The 24167-nt window shown below is 44.3% G+C and carries 22 protein-coding genes and 2 tRNA genes; 5 read left to right on the top strand and 19 right to left on the bottom strand.

Features of this window, described 5'->3' with window-relative positions:
- The 12 genes from Q0852_RS16430 to Q0852_RS16485 are packed head-to-tail and all read right to left on the bottom strand — an operon-like array spanning position 1 to position 11234.
- Positions 1-2361: an MMPL family transporter gene (locus tag Q0852_RS16430; RefSeq protein WP_299019758.1), complete on the bottom strand. Its 2361-nt coding sequence runs from the start codon at positions 2359-2361 to the stop codon at positions 1-3.
- A 25-nt stretch (positions 2362-2386) separates the two neighbouring features.
- Positions 2387-3052, bottom strand: coding sequence for an outer membrane lipoprotein carrier protein LolA (locus tag Q0852_RS16435; protein ID WP_299019760.1), 666 nt, complete (start codon positions 3050-3052; stop codon positions 2387-2389).
- Complete coding sequence (locus Q0852_RS16440; RefSeq protein ID WP_299019843.1) at positions 3036-3473, bottom strand: thioesterase family protein; 438 nt, start codon at positions 3471-3473, stop codon at positions 3036-3038. Before Q0852_RS16440 ends, Q0852_RS16435 begins: the two co-directional genes overlap by 17 nt.
- Positions 3474-3490: 17 nt before the next feature.
- Positions 3491-5035 (bottom strand): histidine ammonia-lyase, encoded by a 1545-nt coding sequence (gene hutH / locus Q0852_RS16445; protein WP_299019762.1) that lies wholly within the window; start codon positions 5033-5035, stop codon positions 3491-3493.
- Positions 5025-6713, bottom strand: a complete 1689-nt coding sequence (locus tag Q0852_RS16450) for a glycosyltransferase (RefSeq protein ID WP_299019764.1) — start codon at positions 6711-6713, stop codon at positions 5025-5027. Before Q0852_RS16450 ends, hutH begins: the two co-directional genes overlap by 11 nt.
- Positions 6713-7081, bottom strand: a complete 369-nt coding sequence (locus Q0852_RS16455) for a 3-hydroxyacyl-ACP dehydratase (protein ID WP_299019765.1) — start codon at positions 7079-7081, stop codon at positions 6713-6715. The genes Q0852_RS16450 and Q0852_RS16455 overlap by 1 nt, the downstream gene beginning before the upstream one ends.
- A gap of 40 nt (positions 7082-7121) precedes the next feature.
- A complete protein-coding gene (locus Q0852_RS16460; protein WP_299019767.1) occupies positions 7122-8546 on the bottom strand; it encodes an AMP-binding protein in 1425 nt (474 codons plus the stop codon).
- Positions 8547-8570: 24 nt separating this feature from the next.
- Positions 8571-9143 carry a hypothetical protein gene (locus Q0852_RS16465; protein WP_299019769.1) on the bottom strand — a complete coding sequence of 191 codons (573 nt, stop codon included), beginning with the start codon at positions 9141-9143 and terminating at the stop codon, positions 8571-8573.
- Positions 9143-9400 (bottom strand): acyl carrier protein, encoded by a 258-nt coding sequence (locus Q0852_RS16470; RefSeq protein WP_299019771.1) that lies wholly within the window; start codon positions 9398-9400, stop codon positions 9143-9145. The genes Q0852_RS16465 and Q0852_RS16470 overlap by 1 nt, the downstream gene beginning before the upstream one ends.
- Positions 9401-9420: 20 nt before the next feature.
- Positions 9421-9678: a phosphopantetheine-binding protein gene (locus Q0852_RS16475; protein WP_299019774.1), complete on the bottom strand. Its 258-nt coding sequence runs from the start codon at positions 9676-9678 to the stop codon at positions 9421-9423.
- A 14-nt stretch (positions 9679-9692) separates the two neighbouring features.
- Positions 9693-10505 carry a 1-acyl-sn-glycerol-3-phosphate acyltransferase gene (locus tag Q0852_RS16480; RefSeq protein ID WP_299019776.1) on the bottom strand — a complete coding sequence of 271 codons (813 nt, stop codon included), beginning with the start codon at positions 10503-10505 and terminating at the stop codon, positions 9693-9695.
- A gap of 3 nt (positions 10506-10508) precedes the next feature.
- Positions 10509-11234: a beta-ketoacyl synthase chain length factor gene (locus tag Q0852_RS16485; protein WP_299019778.1), complete on the bottom strand. Its 726-nt coding sequence runs from the start codon at positions 11232-11234 to the stop codon at positions 10509-10511.
- A gap of 777 nt (positions 11235-12011) precedes the next feature.
- On the opposite strand from Q0852_RS16485, the gene Q0852_RS16490 reads away from it, so the two are divergent.
- Complete coding sequence (locus Q0852_RS16490) at positions 12012-13082, top strand: methyltransferase (protein WP_299019780.1); 1071 nt, start codon at positions 12012-12014, stop codon at positions 13080-13082.
- A 21-nt stretch (positions 13083-13103) separates the two neighbouring features.
- Here the strand turns inward: Q0852_RS16490 and Q0852_RS16495 are convergent, their stop codons facing one another.
- The 4 genes from Q0852_RS16495 to Q0852_RS16510 form a co-directional block, all read right to left on the bottom strand.
- Positions 13104-13961 carry an alpha/beta fold hydrolase gene (locus Q0852_RS16495; RefSeq protein WP_299019782.1) on the bottom strand — a complete coding sequence of 286 codons (858 nt, stop codon included), beginning with the start codon at positions 13959-13961 and terminating at the stop codon, positions 13104-13106.
- Between the two features lie 191 nt (positions 13962-14152).
- A tRNA-Asp gene (locus tag Q0852_RS16500) sits at positions 14153-14229 on the bottom strand.
- A gap of 42 nt (positions 14230-14271) precedes the next feature.
- Positions 14272-14362: transfer RNA gene (locus Q0852_RS16505), tRNA-Ser, on the bottom strand.
- Between the two features lie 638 nt (positions 14363-15000).
- Positions 15001-15654 (bottom strand): class I SAM-dependent methyltransferase, encoded by a 654-nt coding sequence (locus tag Q0852_RS16510; protein ID WP_299019784.1) that lies wholly within the window; start codon positions 15652-15654, stop codon positions 15001-15003.
- A gap of 335 nt (positions 15655-15989) precedes the next feature.
- Between Q0852_RS16510 and Q0852_RS16515 the strand changes: the two genes are divergently transcribed.
- The gene (locus tag Q0852_RS16515; protein WP_299019786.1) at positions 15990-17570 is read left to right on the top strand and encodes a CHRD domain-containing protein; all 1581 of its coding nucleotides are present in this window, start codon (positions 15990-15992) and stop codon (positions 17568-17570) included.
- A gap of 179 nt (positions 17571-17749) precedes the next feature.
- Here the strand turns inward: Q0852_RS16515 and Q0852_RS16520 are convergent, their stop codons facing one another.
- The 3 genes from Q0852_RS16520 to Q0852_RS16530 form a co-directional block, all read right to left on the bottom strand.
- On the bottom strand, positions 17750-18124 hold the full coding sequence (locus Q0852_RS16520; protein WP_299019787.1) for a hypothetical protein: 375 nt from the start codon (positions 18122-18124) through the stop codon (positions 17750-17752).
- Between the two features lie 265 nt (positions 18125-18389).
- Positions 18390-19556 (bottom strand): alpha/beta fold hydrolase, encoded by a 1167-nt coding sequence (locus Q0852_RS16525; protein ID WP_299019788.1) that lies wholly within the window; start codon positions 19554-19556, stop codon positions 18390-18392.
- Positions 19557-19745: 189 nt separating this feature from the next.
- Positions 19746-20642 (bottom strand): AraC family transcriptional regulator, encoded by an 897-nt coding sequence (locus Q0852_RS16530; protein WP_299019789.1) that lies wholly within the window; start codon positions 20640-20642, stop codon positions 19746-19748.
- Positions 20643-20916: 274 nt separating this feature from the next.
- Here Q0852_RS16530 and Q0852_RS16535 point away from each other — a divergent pair, with 274 nt between their 5' ends.
- From Q0852_RS16535 to Q0852_RS16545, 3 genes are all read left to right on the top strand, one after another.
- Positions 20917-22068: an iron-containing alcohol dehydrogenase gene (locus Q0852_RS16535; RefSeq protein WP_299019844.1), complete on the top strand. Its 1152-nt coding sequence runs from the start codon at positions 20917-20919 to the stop codon at positions 22066-22068.
- A 172-nt stretch (positions 22069-22240) separates the two neighbouring features.
- Positions 22241-23050 (top strand): sugar-phosphatase, encoded by an 810-nt coding sequence (gene yidA, locus Q0852_RS16540; protein ID WP_299019791.1) that lies wholly within the window; start codon positions 22241-22243, stop codon positions 23048-23050.
- 373 nt (positions 23051-23423) lie between these two features.
- A complete protein-coding gene (locus tag Q0852_RS16545) occupies positions 23424-24131 on the top strand; it encodes an HAD family hydrolase (RefSeq protein ID WP_299019793.1) in 708 nt (235 codons plus the stop codon).
- The last annotated feature ends 36 nt before the right edge of the window (positions 24132-24167 follow it).

The following is a 24167-nucleotide window of genomic DNA, read 5'->3' on the forward strand; positions in this document are numbered from 1 at the left end:
TTAACGTTGTACCTCGTTCGCTAATTCTATTGGCTTTTTAGCCTCACCGCCCAAAGCAAGCGGGGCCAATAACCAAGCCGTTAATATTCCCGTTAACACTGTGATACCGAAGCCGTGTATCGCCTGCGTCTCACTCAATGCCAGCAAGCCGAAAGACAAAATCGTTGTAATTGCAGACAAGCTTATCGCCAGCAAGGTACTGTGTGCCCCACTGTTACTGCGAGCATCAATAGTACTGCGCTCCTCTCTCACACTGTGTGCTTCAGTATCGCGTAACTTGGAATGCTCAGCAAAAAACAGGGTGTAGTCTATCCCGATCCCCAGAATTAAGAACAAGCCAAGCAAATTAAACAAGTTCAGTGGTGTTCCTGAAAATCCGGTAACAGCAATGCCAATAAAGCACGCAATCACAGGCGGGGTAATAACCCTGACAGCTTTATTCAATCCATATCGCCAGCTAAGGATCGCCAGGATAACGCCTACAGCAGCGAACAATAGCTGTGTAATGCGAGAACGGTACTCCGCAAAAATTGAAGATACCTCTTTCGCCTTATCGAGATAACTCACAGCAGTGCTTTCTGAGGCAAGCGTCTGAATTATTTCATGATTTTCAACACCTTTGAGCAAAATCACCGCAGATTGCGAGCCATTAACCTCACCTAGCCACAAAAATCGTAATGGGGATGAAACAGGTGAATCAAGAAACTGCCTGACTGTTAAAGGTTTAAAGTCCTGCTCAAGCTCAATATCGGAGTTCAGCTGAAGAGTCTGACTCAGCAACGTCCCCTGCGCCTGATAAAGCTGGCGCACAAGTTCGTAGTTCTCTGCCTGCTGTTGCTCTGATGGTACGTACTGATGAATACTCTGGTAGCCTTCTAAAGCCCCTTCAATACGCAGCTTATCAAGCTCAGTACCAACATGCTCCAGCTGAACCAGCAACTCATCTTCGCTGCCAGACCTAACCAACAGCATCTGCTGACTGCCACTAACGCCGGAAATCGCTTTAATCGTTTCTTCCTGCTGCTTCAAACTCACTGGCATCGCCTGTAACTGACGAATATCATCGTTGTATCCCGCACGGGATAAGCCGATTACAGCCATAATCAGGCAAAGCGCCGGAACAGCTAACCTTACGGTTCGACTTTTCCAGGCTTGTAGCCACATCTCCATCAAACCAACCATCGGGATCGGCACTAACTTGCCCGGATGTGCGGCCAATATCGGATACCAGCACACCACCGTCGCATATGCCGCAGCCAAACCGACCGCCGAAAACAGCGACAATTGCTGAAGGCCCGGAAATGGCGCAACCATCATACACAAATAGCCAATCAAGCTCATCGCCAAGCCAAGGGAAATGGCTGCAAAAATATGCTTCAGCCCCTGACGAGGGTTCCAGTCTTTGCCTGCCGAAAGCCGCTCTGTCAAAAAATGGAATGCATAGTCAATTGATACACCGATCAGGCTAGCCCCAAATACCAAGCTAAATAAATGGACCTTGCCGAAAACGGCCACAGTAAGTACAAAGGCGGTTAGCAAACCACAGCTAATTGACAACAGGGCCAGCGCAAGCGGTAACGGGCTGCGGTAAACGACCAGCAGCAAGGTTATAACCCCCAGCAAAGAGCCCAAACCTATGGTACTGATTTCACCTTTGGCACTATTGGTGCCATGGGCAGCATAAAAAATCACACCGGTATGAAGAACTTCAACTCCGTATTCATCACCAACCTCAGCTTCCAGTGCAGTCAACGCCGGCAGCATCTCCTGCAAATCAAGGCTGTAGGCCGATCCGGCAAGATCTGCCGAGATCAAGACATAATCCTGCCCCTGATAGCTTGTCGACAGAAAACCATTTTTCAGAGTCACATTTCCGGTATGTTTGCTCAGCAGAGATAAGTAATCGCGAAATAGCAAAAACGGATCAGACTGCAGCTCCCTGCCTGTGACCCCCGAAAAAGGATTGTACAAAGCTTGAAGCACGGTTTGTACCTGCCCGGTCGGATTATTCTGTAAGCTGATTTTTTGTTCTGGAGTGAGAAACTGTGCCCGTTTATGGAAATAGAGCTGGCCCCATGCCTGCTGCTGTGATTGGCTAAGCTTTGCGGTAACAGCACTGAACATTCCCAACTCATTAAGTGCTTGGGAAAAGTGCTCAGCGGCATCAAACAGTTGCGATTTGCTCGAACTGCCAATAGTAAATAATACTTTATCGCTCATGCTGGCAGCGACCTGATCAAAGGCAGCCTGAGCAGCAGGATCCTGTCGATTTTCAGGCAATAAAGCGAGAATATTGGTTTCAATCGGCGCCTGTTGACGCACAAGTAATTGGTTGCCGAACACACCGACGACTGCCAGCATGATCAACAACCATAATGATGCAAGTTTAGAATTTGAAGGCACGTTGTTCGTTTTCGCTTAATTCTGTCGGCGCTGTACGTTGATTGCTAAACGTTATATCGGTAACGTCTCCGCGAACCTCTGTCAAAGTCAGCTGCTCGATAAAGCGATCACCCGTTAAGCGAATGGTCTTAAATACGGCATTCAATGGTGCTGATTTGGGCGTCAGCACCAACAACCATTTATCCTCAGAGCCACTATCAAGCAATTTGATATCAAATTGCTCGTTAAGCTGGCTGGTGTCACCTTTAAACAGTGACAGGAATACATGGCTGAAGTAAAACACCATCGGATTTTGCTCCGCAGCAACCACCTGCGGCTTGCTATCGCCGAACTGCTGACTCAACTTGTTCTGAGTCAGGATCAAAGACACCGGGAACGGTTGGGTTTGCTGCCAGTGCAACCCCTGCTCCTGTGCCAATAAAAATTGTCCTTCAGACTTCAGCGGCGCACTGAACATTTCCATTTTTCGAACCTGCTCAAAATCACCACGCACTAATGTCTGGGTCGACAATTGCTGCTGTAATTGAGGTAGGGTTATCGCGTTAACAGCAGGGGAAAAGCCCCCGGCAATGAAAGAAGAAAACCCTAAAACACAGGCAGCAACATAAAGCTTTAAACGGGCAAAACGATAACTAGTTTGTGCTGGCATACCAACTTTCTACCTTATCAGTAAATACCTTCGGTGAAACAAGGCTCATTTCACCATCCTCTGTACTCACAGCCACCTGCATTGTGTGTGCCTTGGTCATACGATCACCACTTTTCGCATCATAGATCACGTAATCAACCCGCAAGCGGTTCTCCCACTCCGTCAGCGTCGCTACAACACGGATTTCATGGTTAAAAGGGATTGGTTTAACGTATTTAACCCGGGTGTCGATGACTGGCCATACATGGCCAGACTCCTGCATCTCATGATAGCTATAATTGAGTTTTCCCATCAGCACCCGACGTGCTTCTTCAAAAAAACGAAAATAATTACCGTGATAAACAACCCCCATCGGGTCCGCATCCTGAAAAGACGTCAAAATAGTAACTTCAGAACTCAATGCCGGCATATTCTCTGTCATCATCTTCCCTTGCTTAATTAATACAGCATCCAGTGTTGCTGTTGGATCCTAGCCATAAAGTGGCGGAGATCATGCTCCAGCGGACGATCTTCCTCTACGAAACTGAACTCGCTAAGCACCAGTTCATTCATCGTTTTCAGCGCCAGGCTCATATTCTGCTCATCAAGCTCATTACGACGCTTGCGAATTTCCAAAGCCTGAGTCGCGGCCAACAATGACGCCGAAGCCACCTGCTCAGTCAGCTCCAATACGCGCAAACAATCACGTGAAGCAATCGTCCCCATGCTCACCTTGTCCTGGTTGTGACACTCTGTCGAGCGAGAAAACACGCTTGCAGGCATGGTGTGTTTCAATGCTTCAGCCGTCCAGGCAGAAATACCGATCTGAACCGCTTTAAAACCATGGTTAATAGGCTTGCGCTCACCTTCTGCACCCGTCAGGTTAAAAGGCAGGCCATTGTTGAACTTATAATCCATCAATTGGGCCATCTGGCGATCCAGCAAGTCAGCAATATTAGCAACGGCTGTTTTCAGCGTATCCATCGCCATAGCAATATGACCACCGTAGAAATGACCACCATGAAGCACACGCTCATTATCACCGTCAATGATCGGATTATCGTTAGCACTGTTTAGTTCGTTTTCAATAAGCTGACGCAGCCACGGCAGGCTATCTTGCAGTACCCCAATCACATGCGGAGCACAACGAAGCGAATAACGGTCCTGAAGGCGGTCGCTATTACGTGGTGGACAATCCGCCTGAAGATCCGAACGCAACCAACCAGCGATTTGCTGCTGACCCGGGTGCGGTTTCACCGCGAACAGGGCTTCATCAAAATGAAAGTCATTACCCTGCATGCCAACTGATACCATTGAGGTAATTCTTGTCGCCAGCTGCGCAAGATATTCAGCGCGCTTATAAGCAATACATGCCAGCGCCGTCATCACTGATGTACCGTTCATCAATGCCAGGCCTTCTTTCGGCTTTAGCTTGATTGGTGTGATATTCAATTCGGCAAACACTTCAGCCGTCGGACGAATTTCACCTTTGTAGAGCACTTCACGCTCGCCAATCAATGCCGCGGCAAGATAAGAAAGCGGCGTCAGGTCACCACTGGCACCAACCGATCCTTCCTGCGGGATACGCGGAGCAATGTCATTGTTGATCAGCGTAACGATCTGATTTAGCAGATCGTGAGAAACACCGGAAACCCCTTGCGACAAAGAACACAGGCGCGTTGCTAACACAGCACGAGCCTGCTGGTGATCCAGGTTCTCACCCATACCACAACCGTGGAAACGAGTCAGATGCAATGGCAGTTCATCAACCAGGTTTGGCGGAATCGCAACGGTACATGAGTCACCATATCCGGTAGTTACACCATAAATGACACCTTCTTCTTTAAGCAACCGCTCAAGAAAGGCAACACCACGGTCGATCTTAGCTTGATATTCAGGGCAGCCGTTCATTTCAGCCGACGACCCATTTGCCACGGCCATGACGTCTTCAATGGTCAGGCGCTCAGCACCAAATTTAATTGTTTGTTGCATATTATTTCGCATCTTTCTTTCCACTTAACTGCCAGAAGTTAAAAAAGTTAAACCACTGCAGAGGGGCCTGAAGAGTATACTTTTCAAGACGTCTGGCATATTGGCTTACTACGGCTTTCAGGGCTTCTTCCCTTTGCCCTCTCGGTAATTTAATTTGTTCACTGAAAGGCTCAAAGTAAACGTTGAAGTGCGGCGTTGGCTTACTGTCATCCCGCAAACCAAACAGCAAATAAACCGGAGCCTTCAATACGGCACTCAACATAAACGGGCCCTGAGGGAACGGTGCAGGCTTACCTAAAAAGTCAGCCCACACCACACGTTGTTCTTTCGTTACAGATGTACGGTCACCGACAATCACCACCCACTCGCCTTGTTCAAGCTTCTGCTGCAGTAAAATTGCCGTATCTGGCCCAAGTTGGCTAACTTGGATCAAGTTCAGATCTGAATTCGGGTTTACCGCTTTCATCACGGCATTAAAACGCTCGGCATGTTCAGTAAAAACCAAAGCGTTGATTTTCACATTTTCATAGTTTTGGCTTAAGGCTCGGCACAGCTCAAGGTTACCCAGGTGAGATCCCAGGATCACAATACCGCGCTTTTCCGCAGTAATAGCATCAAAATGCTCCTGACCATGTACCGTCAAGTTATCAAATGAAAAATCGCCTTTCCACGCAGCCAATTTATCGAGCATGGTATGGCCAAATGACAATAAATGCTGATAACTGTTCAAATTCGAAGGCAGAGTGATGCCTTGTTCCAACGCATATGTTTTCAGCTGAGCCAAAAATTCCTCAGAGGAAAGCCGAGCCGACTTACCTGCCTTATGGTAATAGGCAATAACCAGCTTCAATAAGAAATTGAAAGCACGTCGCCCCAAGAACGAATACACGAAAAGCAGGGTTTTGATACCAAGAATAGTTCCACGCTCGGCATGAGAAGACCAATGATGTACCTGACCGGGTTCACGCTTAAGCAAAGCCGGGATACGTGGCAACATACCAAAGAACAACCGGGTATGCATAGCGCTGATTTTGATGTTATCCCATAAGGCATCAAAGTGAGAAATGCCACCTTCAGGATAAATTACTTTAGTATCAACAAATCGAATATCACAGCCGTCCCAATACATCCGGACCAAAATTTCAGTATCGAAGTCCATCCGGCGGCCAATCTTGTTGCGCTCCAGCACTTTAATCGTACGCCCTATCGGATACGAACGAAAACCGCACATACTGTCTTTAATGGCAAATGACAGAGTCTCAATCCAAACCCAAATATGGGTTGCATAGCGGCCATAGAGACGCGCTTTCGGAACTGAGTCATCATACACAGGTTGACCGGAAACCAATGAAGTCAAATGGCTTGAAGATTCATCAATTAATTTAGGCAGGGCATCAAGATCATGCTGACCGTCAGCATCAATTTGAATTGCGTGTGTAAAGCTTTGCCGGAACGCTTCGTAAATTCCCGCCATCACCGCGCTTCCCTTACCTTGGTTTTCTGACAAAGTAACAAGGGTTACATTTTCTCTTTTTGCCTGCTCTGCGAGAATAGCCTTTGTATCACAATCACTACCATCATCGACAATAATGATTGGATACTGAAAACTTAGCAGCGAATCAATGACCGCAGGGACAGTCCTGCCATGGTTATAGCAAGGAATAAGAAAACAAGGGTGAAATGTAGTCATTACGCTGTTACCAGTTTGATCCGCCCTGAAGAGTGAGTTACGCCTTCGGGCTCACCATCATTAGCCGAGCTATAGCTAAAATGCAGCTTTCCTTTCTCTGCAGACCAGTCTAGAGTCAGCTTGACAATACCATCAGGTAAAATTGGCTCTTGGAATTTAATCACTTCCATTCCTGCAAACTTGGCAGGCGTATTCAACAAGGTTTTTCCGTAATAAACAGCCCAGTCGATCTGAGTAACGCCGGGCAAAAGTGGGAATGATGTAAAATGCCCTTGAAAATCAACGATGTCAGCATCCACTTTTAGCGTTAGTACCGCACTGTTGTCAGTAACTTTTTGTTCGATAATGGTCGGCTTACGTTTATTCACTGTTTTTCTGCCATTTGGTGATTTGTTATAGCTATATGCGCTATTTAAAAAATTGTTCCAGATCCTTTACGAGTCGCTTACCCTGACTATTTAAAGGGATTTCATCCACTACCCTAAAACGACGTGGCATACCAACTGGTTCAAGCCACTGACGTAACTGTTGCCGGAGCGCCAGCCAGAATTTCCCTTTGCCGATTGCTTCCATATGCAGCCTTCCCTCAGTGGTTAGAGTAATCACAGCGGCAATAATCAGCCTATTGCTATCATCCAGCGTCAATACAGCCGCTTCATCTATCCAGCTCAGCTGGCAAAGGCGTTGCTCGACCTCTGTCAATGAAATACGCTTTTCTTCTACTTTAACAACCCGGTCGGTGCGCCCCATCAGCATGAATCGGCGGTCACCGAGCAGCTGGCACTGATCACTTGTCTGATACCAACTTTTCGGGTCAATAAAAGGTGAGCACAAACGTAGGCATCCCTCGGCATTCAAATCAACATCAATGGCATCGAAAAAACGCCAGGGAGTACTTGCCTGCTGCTGTTGGCGATAGCCAATTCCACCGGTTTCTGTACTTCCGAAAACCTCAAAAGGTAATTGTTCAAACAACTCGAAACTTCGTCGCGCCGCGGCTTCGGCCAAAGGGCCACCGGAAGAAAATACCGCACGGTAAGGCTTAGTACCAACCTCGTTATTAAGGCGCTTAAGTAAAGCGGGACTCGTGATCAATGTTGTATCAGGATCTGCTGATGCCATCACCTGTTCCGGGTAGCTTAAATCAGTTCGTTCAAAACAACGACCGGCACACAGAGGCCAGAGCACACGGAAAAGCAACCCGTAAATATGTTGATGAGATACCGTGCTCACGACAAAAGAGTCGCATAGCTGCTTACCCCAGGTTCTCTCTAACTGGTTTATTTCGGCATCGATTAAGTCGAGCGTCTTAAAAATTGCCTTAGGCGTTCCGCTAGAACCGGATGTAAACAGAATAATTTTGACTTCATTCAACGCAAGCTTGTAACTGGAAGCTTGCTCAAATGAACATAAACTGGAGTTGGTCTCTGAATCCGGAGCTAATGCCGCTGGAAGCACCGCCTGCGCGCACTCAAGGTGAGTCAGTTCTTTCCGGTCATGAATAAGTGCATCAAAGTGACAGACAAGTTCTGCCAGCGCTGCTGGTTGATGATTACCCGGCAGAATGATTTCTTTACCGGCATGCGCAGCAGCCATAAAGGCAACGGCAAAGTAGTAACTATCATCAAAACAAAGAGCCCACCGTACATGTCGGCTCGCTTTTAACTGGCATGATAATGACTGAACGTCAGCTTGATATTGTACCCAGGTCTTTTCGCCATCAGCACCTCGGGCTACTGGGTGTTCGCCCTTCCGAGCAGACACCAATAGTTCAGACAATGAACAGAACATAGCATTAGATTGAATTGCGTCTTCAACAACAAAGTTAGTCATATCCGGTTTTCTTCACAGCCTCACTCAGTTAGTTACATCCATTTCTTTTCTAAGCAGCCACTGGCGAACTAACCACTCGCCAGCAAACAATAAACCCGCCAACAAATAACTAATTAGTCCGTTGTACAGTGTCCATACCGATAACGGCATAAAACAGGTTGCCAACGCAACCGTGCCATTTAGGACAAAAAAGCCGCACCATATTTTGGTAACTTTACGGGTATACACCACTCCGCTCGGAGCCAAATCAGGTTCCTGCAGACGAGCAAAACGCTCAATGATGCTCTGTTTTTGCCACAGACTGGCCATAAACAGGCCGAACATTAGTGAATTGACAATCACAGGGTAGAAAGTCAACCAGCCTTGCTGTCGAAATAAAGTCCCCAGAAGGGTCAACGTAATTCCGGCACCACCACTGATCCAGGCGATATACTTGAGCTCTTTTAAGCGCGCCTGGCCACCAGCAACAAGTCGGATCAGGAAAAGAACAGCTAAAATTCCGGCAACTGTCCCGAGCCCCCATTTGCTGAGACCAAAAAACACAGCAAATGGATAAGCTAGCAGGACAATCGCCGATAATGCGGTCAGTAACCGCATTAAGCTTGCTGCAGTAGAGCAGTTACCGCATCAACTACATCATCAACGGTACGAACACTTTTAAATTCTTCTGGCTTGATTTTCTTACCAGTTAGATTCTGAAGGTGAACAACCAGATCAACAGCATCAATGCTATCTAGATCAAGCTCTTGATAAAGCTTAGCTTCCGGCGTAATGTCCTCAGCATCAATTTCAAACAGCTCTACCAATGCATCACGCACTTGTTCGAACACTTCGTTACGATTTACTTCAGTCATAAATTTACACGTCCACGTACTTAAGCTTGATTAAGAGAAATAAAGTTAGCCAAGTTAGCTACAGAGGCAAAGTGTTCTCGTGTATTTGTGTCATCTGCATCAATCACGATGTTGTATTTTTTCTTGATCGCCAAGCCTAGCTCAAGCGCATCAATCGAATCCAATCCCAAGCCGTCACCAAAAAGCGGTGCTTCTGTTTCAATATCTTCCACAGTAATGTCTTCAAGATTAAGCGCTTCAATAATCAAAGCTTTTAGTTCGTTATGTAATGATTCCACAATAACCTACTTGTCTATATAGAGTTTCCACACTTTTCCTGTATCGGAAAAATAACGTCTGCCAAATGGCGATTAAGCTGCCTTGCGGCAGTTGTGGGCGAATCTGCCTCAAGAAGAAATGATTCTATCTCAATTTTATCTTTTACTTCGACCCGGAAAAAAGGTTTAGTATCGGGAACTTGATACCACTTTGTCTGTTTAGTCAAAAAGCTCGGCTCTACGGTAATATGAACCATGCGTAAATCAGTTTGGGTACGTACTGCTATCTGCGCCGCACCACGTTGTAATTTAGACTTAACACCGGGCGTTGTACGTGTTCCTTCCGGGAAAATCAACAGTACATTACCTTCATCCAGTCGTTCGTTGCAAGCATCTAAAAGGCTTTCAGGATCACGGTTCGGTATATAGCCAGCGGCTTTCACTATCCCTTTCATGAAAGGGTTATGCCATATCGCAGCTTTGACAAGACAATCGCACTGCGGTAATCGTGAGGCAATCAGTACATAGTCAATCAGGCTTGGATGATTGGCAACAATCATGCAGTTTCGATCCTGCTGCAACGCACTCTCACCAACAAACTCGTAGTCAATCGCGCCAAAGAAGCGCATGGTACTACAAAAAAAAGCAAAAGAACGCTGAATAATTGACTGTACTCGCATCTCCCGCTTCTTCTGTTCTGAAATGGACCAAGTTACAAAAGGGAAAACAATAAACGTTAGGCACAGTGCGCCCAGGCCAAAGATAGAGAAACACAACCCTGTAGCTGCTATCCGCCAGATCTTATTAATGCGTTTTGAAATTAAAGAATAGATTGACGCTCGTTCCATGAATCAACACTTCCAATGCCACTGTGTGCGTTTACCATCTATTGTCCATGCATGGCTGCCGCTAACTAAATTAGCTATCACGTCTAGCGTTTGCGGCAGAGTCGCAGATGAAGGGAAAGACTGATCACCGGCCTGCCACGATAGCTGATATTGACTTCCGTTACTTAGGATCAACCCCAGGGCAAAAGCTTGATGTTGTTTGACCTCAAAGCTGTGATAGGGCGCAGGCAAAGGCTCGTCAAAATCAACGACAAGAATACGATGCTGCGGGTTTTCGGCCAAATATGCGGACGCTTCAATAATGGCAGAATGTAAAGAGTGTTCACCAGCAGCTAGCGAAGTTACAGGAATCGCTTGCTTGGTCGCAATCGTAAACAGACCAGCAGCCGTATTATGAACAGATTGGGAAAACGCAATCGGTGAAGCATCCTCGCCTTGTAAAATATCTCTTAATAGCTTGGCTGTTCGCTCAAGCTCTCCATGCCGACTAGAAAAGACAATAAAATCAATGTCACTGTCTTTAGCTAGCGATATCGCAGTTTGAATCGCCATTTTACTCAGCGAACTCATCCGGCGACGTAGCATTGGAGGAATATCAGTCACTGGAACTGGCGATAATGTTTCAGGCCATTGCTTTTCGCTAGCAACCCATGCTTTCCAAGCATCGATATCCCCCAAACCAGGAGAAAGTGCCTGCCAACATTCAATATTAAATCTTACGCTATTCATCTGTTCTAGTGTCTAACTTTCAACCAGTTAAAACTGATAAGTCTTTATCCAAAGTAGATAGGATAATATTTATCACTTCCTTTGGGTATGTATTATTTCACGAAATTTAAAATCATTTTTTTCTATGGCTCTAAAGGCTCAAAATATGTAAAAATAACAGCAATATAGCTAGAGGAAACATTAACAAATTCTCTACTCGAATAAGCTGCCGCTAGATTTAAAATTTATACGCTTCAAGGATCCAACGTTTAAATCACATTTACCTTTTCAAAAAAGTGTTTCCTAACATGAGCGGAAACAATAGTAAAGCCGTTCTATAAAACCAATATAAAACACTATCTTTAACTAACAGAAAGAAAAGCGCACATTGCACCCCATCAGAATAATCGATACAAATCAATCAGATGCTAGCACTAGAGTCAAAAAACCGACACAGGTATAATAATAAGTAAGAAACGGTATTCTCACAACCATAGCAAACTTAAATATTGCAACACGATATGAAGCGTGATTAATACGTTATGTAAAGCCATTTTATTCTCACGCAATATGACAATTACACATAAGATTACGAGCCAATAAACTATTGTAAGAGCAGCTACCGTATTCCCATCCGTATATAATCTAAATGAAAGATGGCTAAATTTGGTGATATTTGAGATAACTGCACTTGAAACGACAAGTTACTTTAATACAAAATATATCCTAATCAGATCTAAATGGATGTAGATCCTTAACGGACTATACTCATCATCATAAAAGTAGTTGGAAATTCTTGTGACTTCATACCAAAATGATCCGCTTAATGCTTTGGAAGCAAAAACAGAAGCTCAAAAATTAGCATTTGCCCCGATTGTCTTCCATACCGCACGTACTTTACGTGATCTAGGCATATTAACCGCACTTGATAATGCGGGTAAAACTGGTCTAAATGCCAAAGAAATATCAGAACAAACTGGCGTGTCAGAGTATGGCGTAAAAGTCTTGCTTGACATGGCTTTAAGTGCACATATCGTCACTTGGAATAAACCTAACTACATTCTGGCAAACTTGGGCTATTTCCTGGTCAATGACGGCATGACACGTGCTAATTTAGATTTCACCGCTGATGTTTGCTATGCAGCGATGATGCACCTAACAGAAGCGATTAAAGAGGGAACCCCAGCAGGATTGAAAGAGCTAGGTGACTGGCCGACAATTTATGAAGGCCTGTCTCGACTACCTGAAAAAGCGAAAGAGAGCTGGTTCAATTTCGACCATTTTTACTCCGACCGCTCATTCCCGATTTTACTTGAGCGAGTTTTTGCCAACAAACCAAAGAAACTGTTTGATATCGGCGGCAATACCGGAAAATGGGCTCTTCAATGCTGTAACTATGATTCAGATGTTGAAGTGACCATCATCGACCTTCCTCAGCAAATTAATATGGCCATGTCCAATGCCGATCAGCAAGGCTTTGCAGACCGAGTTAAAGGCTACCCGGCTAACATGCTGGATGCGGAGCAATCTCTTCCTGAAGGTGCTGATGTCTGGTGGATGAGCCAATTCCTGGACTGCTTCTCTCCGATGGAAATCCTCAGCATTCTTCGCCGTGTACGTAAATCGATGTCCGAAGATGCCACAGTCTACATCCTGGAGCTATTTTGGGATGCACAGCGTTATGATGCAGCGGCTTTCAGCCTGAATGCCACCTCTCTGTACTTCACTTGCCTGGCTAACGGTAACAGCCGCTTCTACCGCAGTGACGATTTCTTAGAGCTGGTAGCTGAAGCTGGGCTTGAAGTTGTTACGCGTACCGATGATATTGGCCTTGGCCATACACTACTGGAACTGAAAAAGGCAAAATAAAAGTACATAGCAAAACTTAGCTTAACTCGTTTCCCATTTTTCTGTAAGCGCCACTTCCGTTGCGGAAGTGGCTGCTTCCAGCCAATCCACAAGCCGCATCTGAATATCAGGAAATTCCCACGTCATTGCTCTTGCATGAGCACAACGATCTATTGGCCAAAACTGCTTCTCTCCACCAAGCCTTGTATACACTTCTCTTCCTGATTCAATCGGTACTACTTCATCTTCAATACAGTGAATTACGAGTGTTCTCGCTTCTGGTAATTGATCGAACACTGATTCCACCGCATAATCGTCACGCATTAAAATGCCTGCCAGCCAATCATAGAAATGGCCAAATAAACTTTGTTTCAAGACATGCTCTGCCTCTTCGACATAGCTGGTAAAAGAAGAATCAATAATAATACCTTCTATTTCTATCGGCTTATCGGCCCATGCCCGAAGAAATATATTCCCTCCAGTAGAAGTCGCAACAATGAACGTCGGCAACATCAAACGACTCCGAAGCTTGTCAGTAAATTCAAGTATCGAAAGCGCGTCATGGTAAAGAGCGATATCTGTCGCATAACCTGTTGAGTGTCCAAAACCTGAATAATCAAAAATTAATACGCTATATCCATGTTCAACCAACCACTCTACTTTCTCCTTGGTTTGCTCCATATGACCAGTGTTACCATGGAAATGCAGTATCAGGCCTTTATTCTGCGATATTTGAGAAGGGAGCCATAAATAGGCAAGATCATTACCGGAAGCAGATTTCAGCCAGCGGACATTAGGATTTAATTCATCAGATTTTGAAGGTAAGTAAAACGAACGATTGGCACAGCCTTGAACAAATAAGAGAAAACAAATGAAAGATAAGAACGCAATCCCCCTCATATACCATATCCCTCTCCAAATACACTTTTAAGGGTATATAACAGGCTGCTTTTCACTGTTGCAATTACAAGACAAAATCGATGCTCCGGCATTCCAGGAGAGGCGCCCAGTCCCACAAAATTAAGTGAGAAGTACTTTCGTGAGCGTTAAACGTGAAAAAGCCCTTGTCTCTCGACAAGGGCTTTAATCAGTGGCGGAGCGGACGGGACTCGAACCCGCGACCCCCGGCGTGACAGGCCGGTATTCTAACCAACTGAACTACCGCTCCAATTCTGTACGAAGCCCAGCTATTAGCTCAACTTCTAGAATGTGGCGGAGAGATAGGGATTTGAACCCTAGATACGCTACAAACGTATGCCGGTTTTCAAGACCGGTGCTTTCAACCACTCAGCCATCTCTCCGTAAGTGCGGCGAATAATACCGTTATAAACTTATCCTGTAAAGCTATTTCTTTTAATAACCCTCTGTTTGAACGGCAATTATTCACATTGACAATAAAAGCATCAAGCAATATATCCAGAGTGGCTCTGGCATATTCAATTCAAGAAATGAGCACTGGAATGGCTTTTCCTTTTAAACTAATTTGAATCTCATCACACTTTCGCAAATGAGATAAAATATCACTTAGATAGTAGAATCAAAGAAAAAATCTCATGTTTCCCTGAGTTCTTAATAGAAACAACCACAATAAATATAAAGTAACACACAAAAGACCATATAATACCTACTGCATATCTAGTTCGTTTATGATTCAAGGTAATAAAGGGATTCCCATCAAAAATCGGTGAGGTATATTGGTTTCATACCTGCGGGATTACCGCTCTAGGGGATAAACCACTCCAGCAGTTAGAGCCACTATAAACAAGATCGCTATTCGATAGCCGCAGGTTAGTCCGTGGTGTTTGTAATCTTAAAAGGAGTTTATATGGCTAAACGTGTATCGAATAAACGCATCAAAGAAATGCTGAAAGAAATTAAATCTAAGAAATAAATCAATATGAATAAGCCTCCTTTGCGGAGGCTTTAATAACTGACCAACTTATACAGATGCCCTGAACATAGCAACACAGCCGACAACCACTATTTCAACCTGGGAAAAGTGACTTTCTAAAGCTTCTCGTAAGCCTTCTAGGCTATCCTGATTATTGTCAAAAATCCCTTTAGAGTTATAGACCGACATAAGCTTTTTCGCTGTCATACCCCGCTGAACACCATCACCAAGGATCGTACTACCAAAAATCACACCAGCTTCATTCAAATACGGTTTGAGGTGTTTAAACAATATGGATTTTTCACCTATCGAACCAGGTAGGCAGTGAAGGAGGTAATTAACACTGATCGAATCAAACGCTTCACATGTAAGATCAAGCGGCTCCAAAACATTACCTCGATAACGTTCAGGATTAAAACGTGCAATACGCTGTGACGCATAACCAAGACTGTTTGCGTTCAGATCGAGCAAACCAACCCGCCGTTGTGATTCTGGTAAATATTTGTCCAGGTAGTACCCCGTCCCTACTCCGACATCTAAGTGATTCAATGACACATGACGGCGAAAAAAAGCCCCTAACTTACGGGTAGAACAGCGCCAGATAAATGAATTTGAGATACCCAGAACCCACAAATCATAAATTGATAATACATTTCTGCTATAAACGGCCTGTCCCGCTTCAGCATCCTTTTTATAAGCCATTAACCATTGTCCCCGAAAGCAAAAAATAAATAGTAATTATGATTATTTATAAACATATCAAATAAATTCAAGCGCAAAAATATACCACTTGGCAATAGTCAATAATAGCCATATCAAGCAGGTCAGAGCTCTTATTAATGTGGTTTCATTAATAAGAATTTAACGTGAACTAATCACATATTGGATAACAATCATTAATCTCAGATTTACAACGGCTTCTCGCTTTATGAACCGCCACCTCTTAACGGTAAGACTCAGTCTCAAAGCCAAGAATTGTCGCCCTGTCTACACTCTCCTGGGCGTATCAATAGTGATACCACTAGGAGTACAAAACTATGAGTAGAAATTTCTGTCTTGCTATCATGCTGGCCTTATTTTCTTTGCTAGGCTGCCATGAAGAAGAACTTACGTTTAATGTCACTCTTTCTGGCAACCAAGAAGTGCCACCAGTCACAACAGAATCTAAAGCCTCAGCAGTCGTCACTCTCAATGTCCGCCATAGTGCCTCACATCTTTTCGACCTGGATTTGACGAAGAAAGAAGCAGATGAAGGCTCATCTGATACTTCAGATAACAATACTTTTAATCTCAGTGCTGAACTCGATATCAGTATGCTTACAGATGTTCAGGCTGCACACATCCACCAAGGAAAAATAGGAACCAACGGACCGGTGGCTTTTGATTTTGTCAACAACGGCGACGGTACAATGTCTGTTGCGGAAACAGAAATCACGCAAACACTTGCTGAAGAGTTATTGGCAGGATTGTGGTATCTAAATGTACATACCCTAGTCAATCCTACCGGAGAAGTACGAGGACAGATAGTCGACAGCAATACCAGCATAGTCACTTTTAGTCTTGATGGTGCCCAAGAGGTTCCACCTGTTGATAGCGAGGCTTCAGGCAATGGCTACGCCACTCTTAATACAGAAACTTATGCGGTAGATTTAATTGTAATTACCGAGAATGCCGATGACGCAATAGCAGCACATATCCATGAAGGGTTTATCGGTGAAAACGGAGAAGTTCTCATCGACCTTACCGCAGGCGACAGCCAAAACATCTGGATTACACCAGAAAATACCGTGCTAGATGAAGCTACTGCAAGCCGCCTTGTGAGTGGAGGCCATTACGTCAATATTCACACACCAGCCAACTCTCCCGGCGAAATACGCGGTCAAATCCTTACTGATGATTTTACCCTACTTACATTCGCTCTCGATGGAGAACAGGAAGTCCCTGTCGTTGAAACAGATGCATCCGGAGTCGGTTATGCAACCTACAACAACGTAACAGAAGAACTGGATCTCAAAGTGCTGACTATCGGTGTTGATGATGCTGATGCAGCCCACCTGCATGAAGGCTTCATCGGTCAAAATGGACAGGTTGTTGTCGGTCTAGAAAAGGATCCTGACAATGTCGCTCTCTGGAAAAGTCCTAACGGAACAACGCTTGATGCAGAAACAGCTACACAGCTGCTGGCTGGTGGTCACTATGTCAACGTACATACCCCGGCCAACCCAAGTGGTGAAATCCGCGGACAGGTACTGAGTCAAGACTTCATACTGTTCACGTTCCCGCTGAACGGTGATCAGGAAGTTCCGCCGATAGATACCGAAGCCAGCGGCAACGGCTATGCAACCTTCAACCAAATGACCAAAGAACTGGTTGCCCGAATAGTCACAACAGGCATTGGTGGTATAGAAGCCGTACATATCCATGAAGGTGAAAGCGGTGACAATGGAGATGTGATTGTCGAACTAAGTCAGTCAGAAGGTGATGTGACAGCCTGGATAACACCTGAAAATCTTGTACTGGACGAAGAAACAGCCACAACATTACTTGATGGCGGACACTATATCAACGTCCATACTTTGGCTAATCCGGAAGGAGAAATCAGAGGGCAGATTGAATAGCTTTCTTGATTACCTGCCAACCATCAGCATCAGGCGCAGGTAAGCATAAAAGCGGGACAGCCCTTACGGCTATCCCGCTTTCTTATTATTCTGATAATGGAGGTTATACTTTGTGAGGTGAAGAATCGTTGATAAGTAAAATGACAGGGGTTATCTAAGAAATACAAATAGCTAAGTTATTATTGCTCCAGGCCCGCCGTATTCCAGTACACGTACACAGACTCACTTTTGGTTATGAAGATATACCCATCTTTACCCAAACCTGATTGGCGGTAAACCGGATTACCATAGCTATCGGTGTACTTACCAGCTCCATCTCCTGCCGGTATAAAGTCGTAGTAAACACCATCAGCACGATCGATTGTAATATAGCCCTGGCGCTGAGAAAAAACACAAAAATATCGACCTGAAGGCTTATCGGCGCCATTAGGGTAAATATCACATCTCACATCCTGTGAGTCAGCCAAAATTGCATGAGTGGCAAAACCAAAAGTACATAACAAAAGTGTCTCGCATAACCGCCGTACAACCCAGTTACGAGAACATTTACCCATGAAAACCTCCGCAGAAAAGTCTCTCTTTGATCAGTGTAGTCGCCAACCAATGGTTCGAAAACCAACCAAGCCTATCCCCAAAATCATGCTCATTGTACAAATCCTTCCGGACAAAGCAAATATCTGTTACCAATCAGCAATTAATTGAATTGTAATAAAAATATTCCTTATCAATCTTACTAGACCTGAAGACCAGATTACCGATAGAATTCTTGGAAGACATTAAACTTTCTGCGGGGGGAATGTTATCGAGATTTCACTCAGATTAACCATTTTCAGCATTTAACCAAAACTCTTTTAATTCTTTTTGGATATTTCGATTTTTTAAAATGCTCACATGGTCTTCATTAAACCCTACAATACGCTTTGCTTGCCGTTGGGCACGCAATTCCAACTGACTGGACAAACTGATTACTCCATCGCCACTTTCAACGTTCAACACACCACGGACCTTATAGCCAAAAATTAATAAGTGTGGCGGTAACGTAGCCTGAGGAGCAAACAAGCTTTTGATAAAGTCTCCTTCTGGATCAAGATCATACCAAGAAGGAACAACAACTGGCGCAAACTTAGTACCTTTACTTGCAGCCTTGTTTCCACCAAATGGCGACGATATCGAAGTAAAGCTGAGAATATCATTACAAGTTCGATTTCTTGTACACTGATTAATATACGCTTTCGATACCAATCCCCCCATACTATGCGCCACGATATGTATACCATTAAAATGGTATTGCTTTCTTATCCAGCTCATCATGTTATTGAGCCCTTGTGAAACCAATAACAAAGGCACTGCAGAAGGATAATTAACCACCCATACCTGATACCGAGATCGATCAATTGACTCAATAATTGAAGCAAATTCCCTTGGGGTTCCTTTCATTCCATGAATAAACAACACTGGAATCTTGCTACTGTCAAAGTCAGACAAAAAGAATAATCCCGAGTTGCCATTTTCAAAAAAAGTATATGGTTTCCATAACCCGATCTCGGCCTGTTTTTCACTAAAACGTGAGTCTGATAAATCTGTAACTTCACCGCTAGCAACAATGCTTACCTGAATATTCACCACCTTCTTCAGTGATTTTCCAATCAATTGATGGGGATACTCACCACTATTGCTTAATATAACGGGGCCAATTTTCAAATCTGATGAAGGCTCAAGTTCAACCAAAGAATAAGGCTCACTTGGTTGAAAGTGTAAATCCATATTCCTATCGTCAAATATGAATAAAAATTTATCTGACACAGTTGTATGTACCGTCATCTCAGATTGACCAATCATTGCATCAAAACCATTAACTTGATCAGCAAACCTATCAGCCATCAAAACGACTAAAATAGTAGATTCCTTTGAATCACTATCAATATTTAATTGATACTTTACATAACTATTTTGAATTAGGTGGGCTTCTTTAGCAATCTGATACAAAGAATTACAGCCAGATAGAAAGAATAAAAATGTAACGCTACATAATAAACGGCAAACAGACATATTAACCAGGATATGAAAGTAAAATCATTGAAAACTTACCTAATAATATGGTTTTAATCACTCATATTTTTAAAATAATAGGATCCAACGCACCAATTTAGAATAAAGCTCAACAATTATAATCAATCACAGCGAACCTAATTCTGCAGCCTTACTCGGTGGTAGACCAAAATAACGCTTAAATTCACGGCTAAACTGTGTCGCACTTTCATAACCCACTCTTCCGGCAGCAACATTGGCAGGCAAACCATCTTGTATCATTAACGATTTCGCTTTATTCAAACGAATTTTCTTTATGTACTGCAGAGGTGGATCTGTTACAACTTGCTTAAACGCACGGTGAAAGGCCGATACACTCATACCAGCCATGCTGGCAAGGTCATCAATGACAAGTTTCTGCTCATAGTGAGACTGGACATGGTTGATCACTTTAGAAACCCGCGAAAGAGCACTATCCTGCCTGCAGTATTGAGCAAGTAAATACCCCTGCCGCCCTTGCAATAACAAATAGAAAAACTCTCGTAATAATTGAGGCCCCAATACCTTTGAGTCCAAAGTGCTATGCAACACAAACAACAAGCGCGACATGCAATTTGATATCAACGGAGTTATCTCTGATACAGCTACACCTCGACCATTCGGATCCACTTGCAGCATGTCCGAATCACCATCTTGTTCAAGCATCTCAACCAGCTGTTGAATCATCGGCAAATCAAACTCTATATCAATCCCAATCAATGGAGCGTGTTCAGAAGCAAAGGTTTCACAGGCAATAGGATACGGTGTCGCCACAATCAGGCATTGTTCCGTATCGTACTCAAAACGGTAATCATTCAGATGCCCAACTTTATTCCCCTGAAAAATGACCACAACACCTTGTTGATACATCTGTGGCGTTACCTTATGGTACTTAGTTATCCGGAATAAACGCACTCCTGGTAAGCAGGTTTCAACCAGCCCGGACTGTTGTTCCAACCCATACTTAACACACAATGATTCGGCTAAATTTTCGTTACTTTTCATACCATCCCCTCATCTCAATCCCATCATCGCCAACATAATGGCTAAAGCAAGAGTTTCATTTTAAATTGTAGGAATAGGCAACTTTCTGACAGAATTGTGTATTAAATAGTAGTCCTTTCTCCCCTAAACTAAGTCCATAAAGTTTCGTTGCGTATAAACAAACACATTGATTTGTACGTACTCAAGCAATGTCATCAGAAATAATCAAACCGAGCTGTATCAAGCAATATTTTCACAAATTGCATGCACTACAGTTTCACACTGGAGAGCCATGATGAACAAATTTACCTATCACAACCCCACCCGCATTCACTTCGGCGAGGGCCAGATTGCTAACATCACCGCCGAAATCCCTGCCGACAAGAAAGTGTTGGTGATCTATGGTGGTGGTTCAATCAAGCAAAACGGTGTTTACGATCAGGTAACAGCGGCGCTTAAAGACCATCAGTGGGGTGAGTTCCAAGGTGTTGAACCCAACCCTCAGTATGACACCCTGATGAAAGCCGTCGATAAGATCAAGGCTGAAGGTTATAACTACCTGCTTGCCGTTGGTGGTGGTTCAGTAATTGATGGCACGAAATTCATTGCCGCGGCTGCCAACTATGAAGGCGACGATCCTTGGAATATCCTGGCTCGTAACGAAACGGTTCAATCAGCTGTTCCCTTGTCTTGTGTTCTGACGCTGCCAGCCACCGGCTCTGAAAATAACATGGGCGCTGTCGTTTCCCGAGGAAAAGACAAGCTGGCATTTATGTCTCCACTGGTTCAGCCTGCGTTTGCTGTTTTGGATCCAAAGGCAACCCTTACCCTGTCTCCTCGCCAGGTTGCTAACGGTGTAGTGGATGCTTTTGTTCACGTTATGGAGCAATACCTGACCTTCCCTGCTGACGCCAAAGTTCAGGATCGTTTCGCAGAAGGCCTGTTACTGACACTGATTGAAGAAGGTCCGAAAGCTCTGGCAACGCCGAATGATATGGATGTACGTTCTAACATCATGTGGGCAGCAACCCAAGCATTGAATGGCCTGATCGGTGTTGGTGTTCCGCAGGACTGGACAACCCACATGATTGGTCACGAACTAACAGGTAACTACGGCATCGATCATGCCCGCACCTTAAGTATCGTGCTTCCAGCTGTCATGAAAGAACGTCGAGCTGACAAAGAGGCCAAACTACTTCAGTACGGCGAGCGTATTTTCGGTATCAAAGATGGCAGCACAGATGAGCGTATTGATGCAACCATCACTCAAACTATTGCCTTCTTCAAGCAAATGGAAGTACCTACCAGCCTGGGCGATGTAGAACTGGATAAATCAGCCGTTGATATTCTGGTCGACAGCCTGGAAAAACACGGCATGAAAGCCTTGGGTGAGCATAGCAATATCACCATTGCTGACAGCCGAGCCATTTTGGAATCAGCGCTGTAATTACCTTCTATCCACCACTTCCTCCTGTTTAGCAGCTCCTCGCGAGCTGCTTTTTTATCTGAAATCAAATCAACCGCAGATGATCACACTTTCGTCATAATCCAGTGTCGAGCTGGTCACAAAAATTGAGTATTATGCGCTTTCTAAAATTTTATGGATGCGGATACACAACATGTACAAACTGGTTGCACTTGATATGGATGGCACCCTGCTAAACTCGCAGAAAGAGATTTCTGAACGTACCAAGCAGGCAATCAAACTAGCTCGAGAAAAAGGTGTTAAAGTCGTATTGGCTTCAGGCCGCCCTCTGGAAGGCCTTACTGATTACCTCAACGAACTAGGCATGACCAGCGATGAAGACTACGCACTGAGCTACAATGCTTCACTGGTACAGCGAGTAGAAAGCAAGGAAATTATTCACAGACAAATCATGCAGGGAAGCGATGCAAAAAATATTGCCAGCCTGGGTCGTGATTTAGGTGCTTATGTACATGCTTTCTCTCCGACACGCGGCCTGATCACACCAGAAAACAACACCTACACTCAGCACGAGTCAACCATTAACGGTGTTCCGGTAACAGAAATCGATTTTGCTGAACTGGACTGTAACGAAGAAATCATCAAGGTGATGATGGTTGCTGATCCGGAAGTTCTATCTGCGGCCATTGAAAAACTACCGGCTTCGCTTTATAAGCAATACACCATTGTACAAAGTGCTCCTTTCTTCCTTGAGCTGATGAACCCTAGCAGCAACAAAGGTACAGGTGTTGCAAAACTTGCTGAGCATCTGAACATAGATGCCAGCGAAGTGATCTGCATGGGTGATGCTGGTAATGATCACCACATGCTGAAGTATGCCGGTCTTGGCGTTGCTATGGGTAATGCAACCGAAGATACCAAAGCGCTTGCTGACCACATTACAGATACCAACGATAATGATGGTGTGGCAGAAGTGATTGAAACCTTCATCCTGAATAAGTAACCGGCTCTCAAATCTCAATCAGACAGAAACAACCATCTATTGGTTGTTTCTGTTTAAATTAACTAACCCTGCTCTTCTGGCTAAGATCACGTCTCATCAAGGAATGCACCTTAAGCTTGCTCCCTAGATATAAAAGGGCATATTTCCCGACTGACCACGGGGCATAACTAGTAGCTACGAATTACTAATGCTTACTTTTTCCTAACTGATTTAACTCAATAAAATGGTTTCGTATCTTTCGTTTGTCATAAACCGGAGCAACCATATCAAATAAGAATTCACCGTTTCCGCTGGTAGACATATTTAGGCTGTTCAACAGCTTTAATCATCTTTATGTTTAGAGCCATCAGAACGAATCACCACGAGGGAAATAATGAAACTGGATGCGATCCTTTGGGATTATGATGGAACCATCGTTAACTCGGTGCCTAAAAATATCGATATCACAAAAAATATCTTGTCGATTGTTGCCCCTCATTTAACCGATAATAACCTCCCTGATTATTTACGCAATGAAGCGGCTTACCATCAGGCGAACCACGCTGCCAAGAACTGGCAGGAACTCTATATCAAATACTACGGCATGACCGAACAGGAAATGCTGACTGCCGGTTCATTGTGGGCTGAGCATCAATTAACGAATATGACGCCTGTCAGGCTGTTCACTGGTATCGACGATACTGTTCGCGACCTTGCCGACATTCCCCATGGGATCTGCTCTCAAAACGCGTCAAAAAACATCTATAATGTCTTAGCTGACTCTCAGGTTGAACACTTTTTTAAAGCCGTTGTGGGATACGATGATGTCCCAAGCCATAGCCAAAAACCGTCACCGGAAGGTGGCATAATTTGCCTTGAGAAATTGTTTAACGATCCAAGCAAGAAAGCACTGATGTATGTCGGCGATCATGAAGCAGATGTTCAGTTTGCCCTGAACCTCCAGTCTGCTTTAGGTCAGAATGCCACTGTCATTTCGGTAACAGCAGCATACAGCGGAGCAAACCCAGATGACTGGTCGGTGAAACCGGATTTTATGATTCACTCGCCACAAGAATTAACAGCTCTCTGTCACGCGCTTTGACTTTGATAGCAGATTGTTAAACCGATGGCTATTTTT

The sequence above is a fragment of the uncultured Photobacterium sp. genome (genome assembly GCF_947502415.1).
In the GTDB taxonomy this organism is placed as follows: domain Bacteria; phylum Pseudomonadota; class Gammaproteobacteria; order Enterobacterales; family Vibrionaceae; genus Photobacterium.

What these genes read in the sequence shown, in the direction of transcription:
- Q0852_RS16430 (WP_299019758.1), bottom strand. Translation starts at nt 2,361, where the DNA reads ATGCTGGCAGTCGTCGGTGTGTTCGGCAACCAATTACTTGTGCGTCAA.
- Q0852_RS16435 (WP_299019760.1), bottom strand. Translation starts at nt 3,052, where the DNA reads ATGCCAGCACAAACTAGTTATCGTTTTGCCCGTTTAAAGCTTTATGTT.
- Q0852_RS16440 (WP_299019843.1), bottom strand. Translation starts at nt 3,473, where the DNA reads ATGACAGAGAATATGCCGGCATTGAGTTCTGAAGTTACTATTTTGACG.
- hutH (WP_299019762.1), bottom strand. Translation starts at nt 5,035, where the DNA reads ATGCGAAATAATATGCAACAAACAATTAAATTTGGTGCTGAGCGCCTG.
- Q0852_RS16450 (WP_299019764.1), bottom strand. Translation starts at nt 6,713, where the DNA reads ATGACTACATTTCACCCTTGTTTTCTTATTCCTTGCTATAACCATGGC.
- Q0852_RS16460 (WP_299019767.1), bottom strand. Translation starts at nt 8,546, where the DNA reads ATGACTAACTTTGTTGTTGAAGACGCAATTCAATCTAATGCTATGTTC.
- Q0852_RS16465 (WP_299019769.1), bottom strand. Translation starts at nt 9,143, where the DNA reads ATGCGGTTACTGACCGCATTATCGGCGATTGTCCTGCTAGCTTATCCA.
- Q0852_RS16470 (WP_299019771.1), bottom strand. Translation starts at nt 9,400, where the DNA reads ATGACTGAAGTAAATCGTAACGAAGTGTTCGAACAAGTGCGTGATGCA.
- Q0852_RS16480 (WP_299019776.1), bottom strand. Translation starts at nt 10,505, where the DNA reads ATGGAACGAGCGTCAATCTATTCTTTAATTTCAAAACGCATTAATAAG.
- Q0852_RS16485 (WP_299019778.1), bottom strand. Translation starts at nt 11,234, where the DNA reads ATGAATAGCGTAAGATTTAATATTGAATGTTGGCAGGCACTTTCTCCT.
- Q0852_RS16495 (WP_299019782.1), bottom strand. Translation starts at nt 13,961, where the DNA reads ATGAGGGGGATTGCGTTCTTATCTTTCATTTGTTTTCTCTTATTTGTT.
- Q0852_RS16510 (WP_299019784.1), bottom strand. Translation starts at nt 15,654, where the DNA reads ATGGCTTATAAAAAGGATGCTGAAGCGGGACAGGCCGTTTATAGCAGA.
- Q0852_RS16515 (WP_299019786.1), top strand. Translation starts at nt 15,990, where the DNA reads ATGAGTAGAAATTTCTGTCTTGCTATCATGCTGGCCTTATTTTCTTTG.
- Q0852_RS16520 (WP_299019787.1), bottom strand. Translation starts at nt 18,124, where the DNA reads ATGGGTAAATGTTCTCGTAACTGGGTTGTACGGCGGTTATGCGAGACA.
- Q0852_RS16530 (WP_299019789.1), bottom strand. Translation starts at nt 20,642, where the DNA reads ATGAAAAGTAACGAAAATTTAGCCGAATCATTGTGTGTTAAGTATGGG.
- Q0852_RS16535 (WP_299019844.1), top strand. Translation starts at nt 20,917, where the DNA reads ATGAACAAATTTACCTATCACAACCCCACCCGCATTCACTTCGGCGAG.
- yidA (WP_299019791.1), top strand. Translation starts at nt 22,241, where the DNA reads ATGTACAAACTGGTTGCACTTGATATGGATGGCACCCTGCTAAACTCG.
- Q0852_RS16545 (WP_299019793.1), top strand. Translation starts at nt 23,424, where the DNA reads ATGAAACTGGATGCGATCCTTTGGGATTATGATGGAACCATCGTTAAC.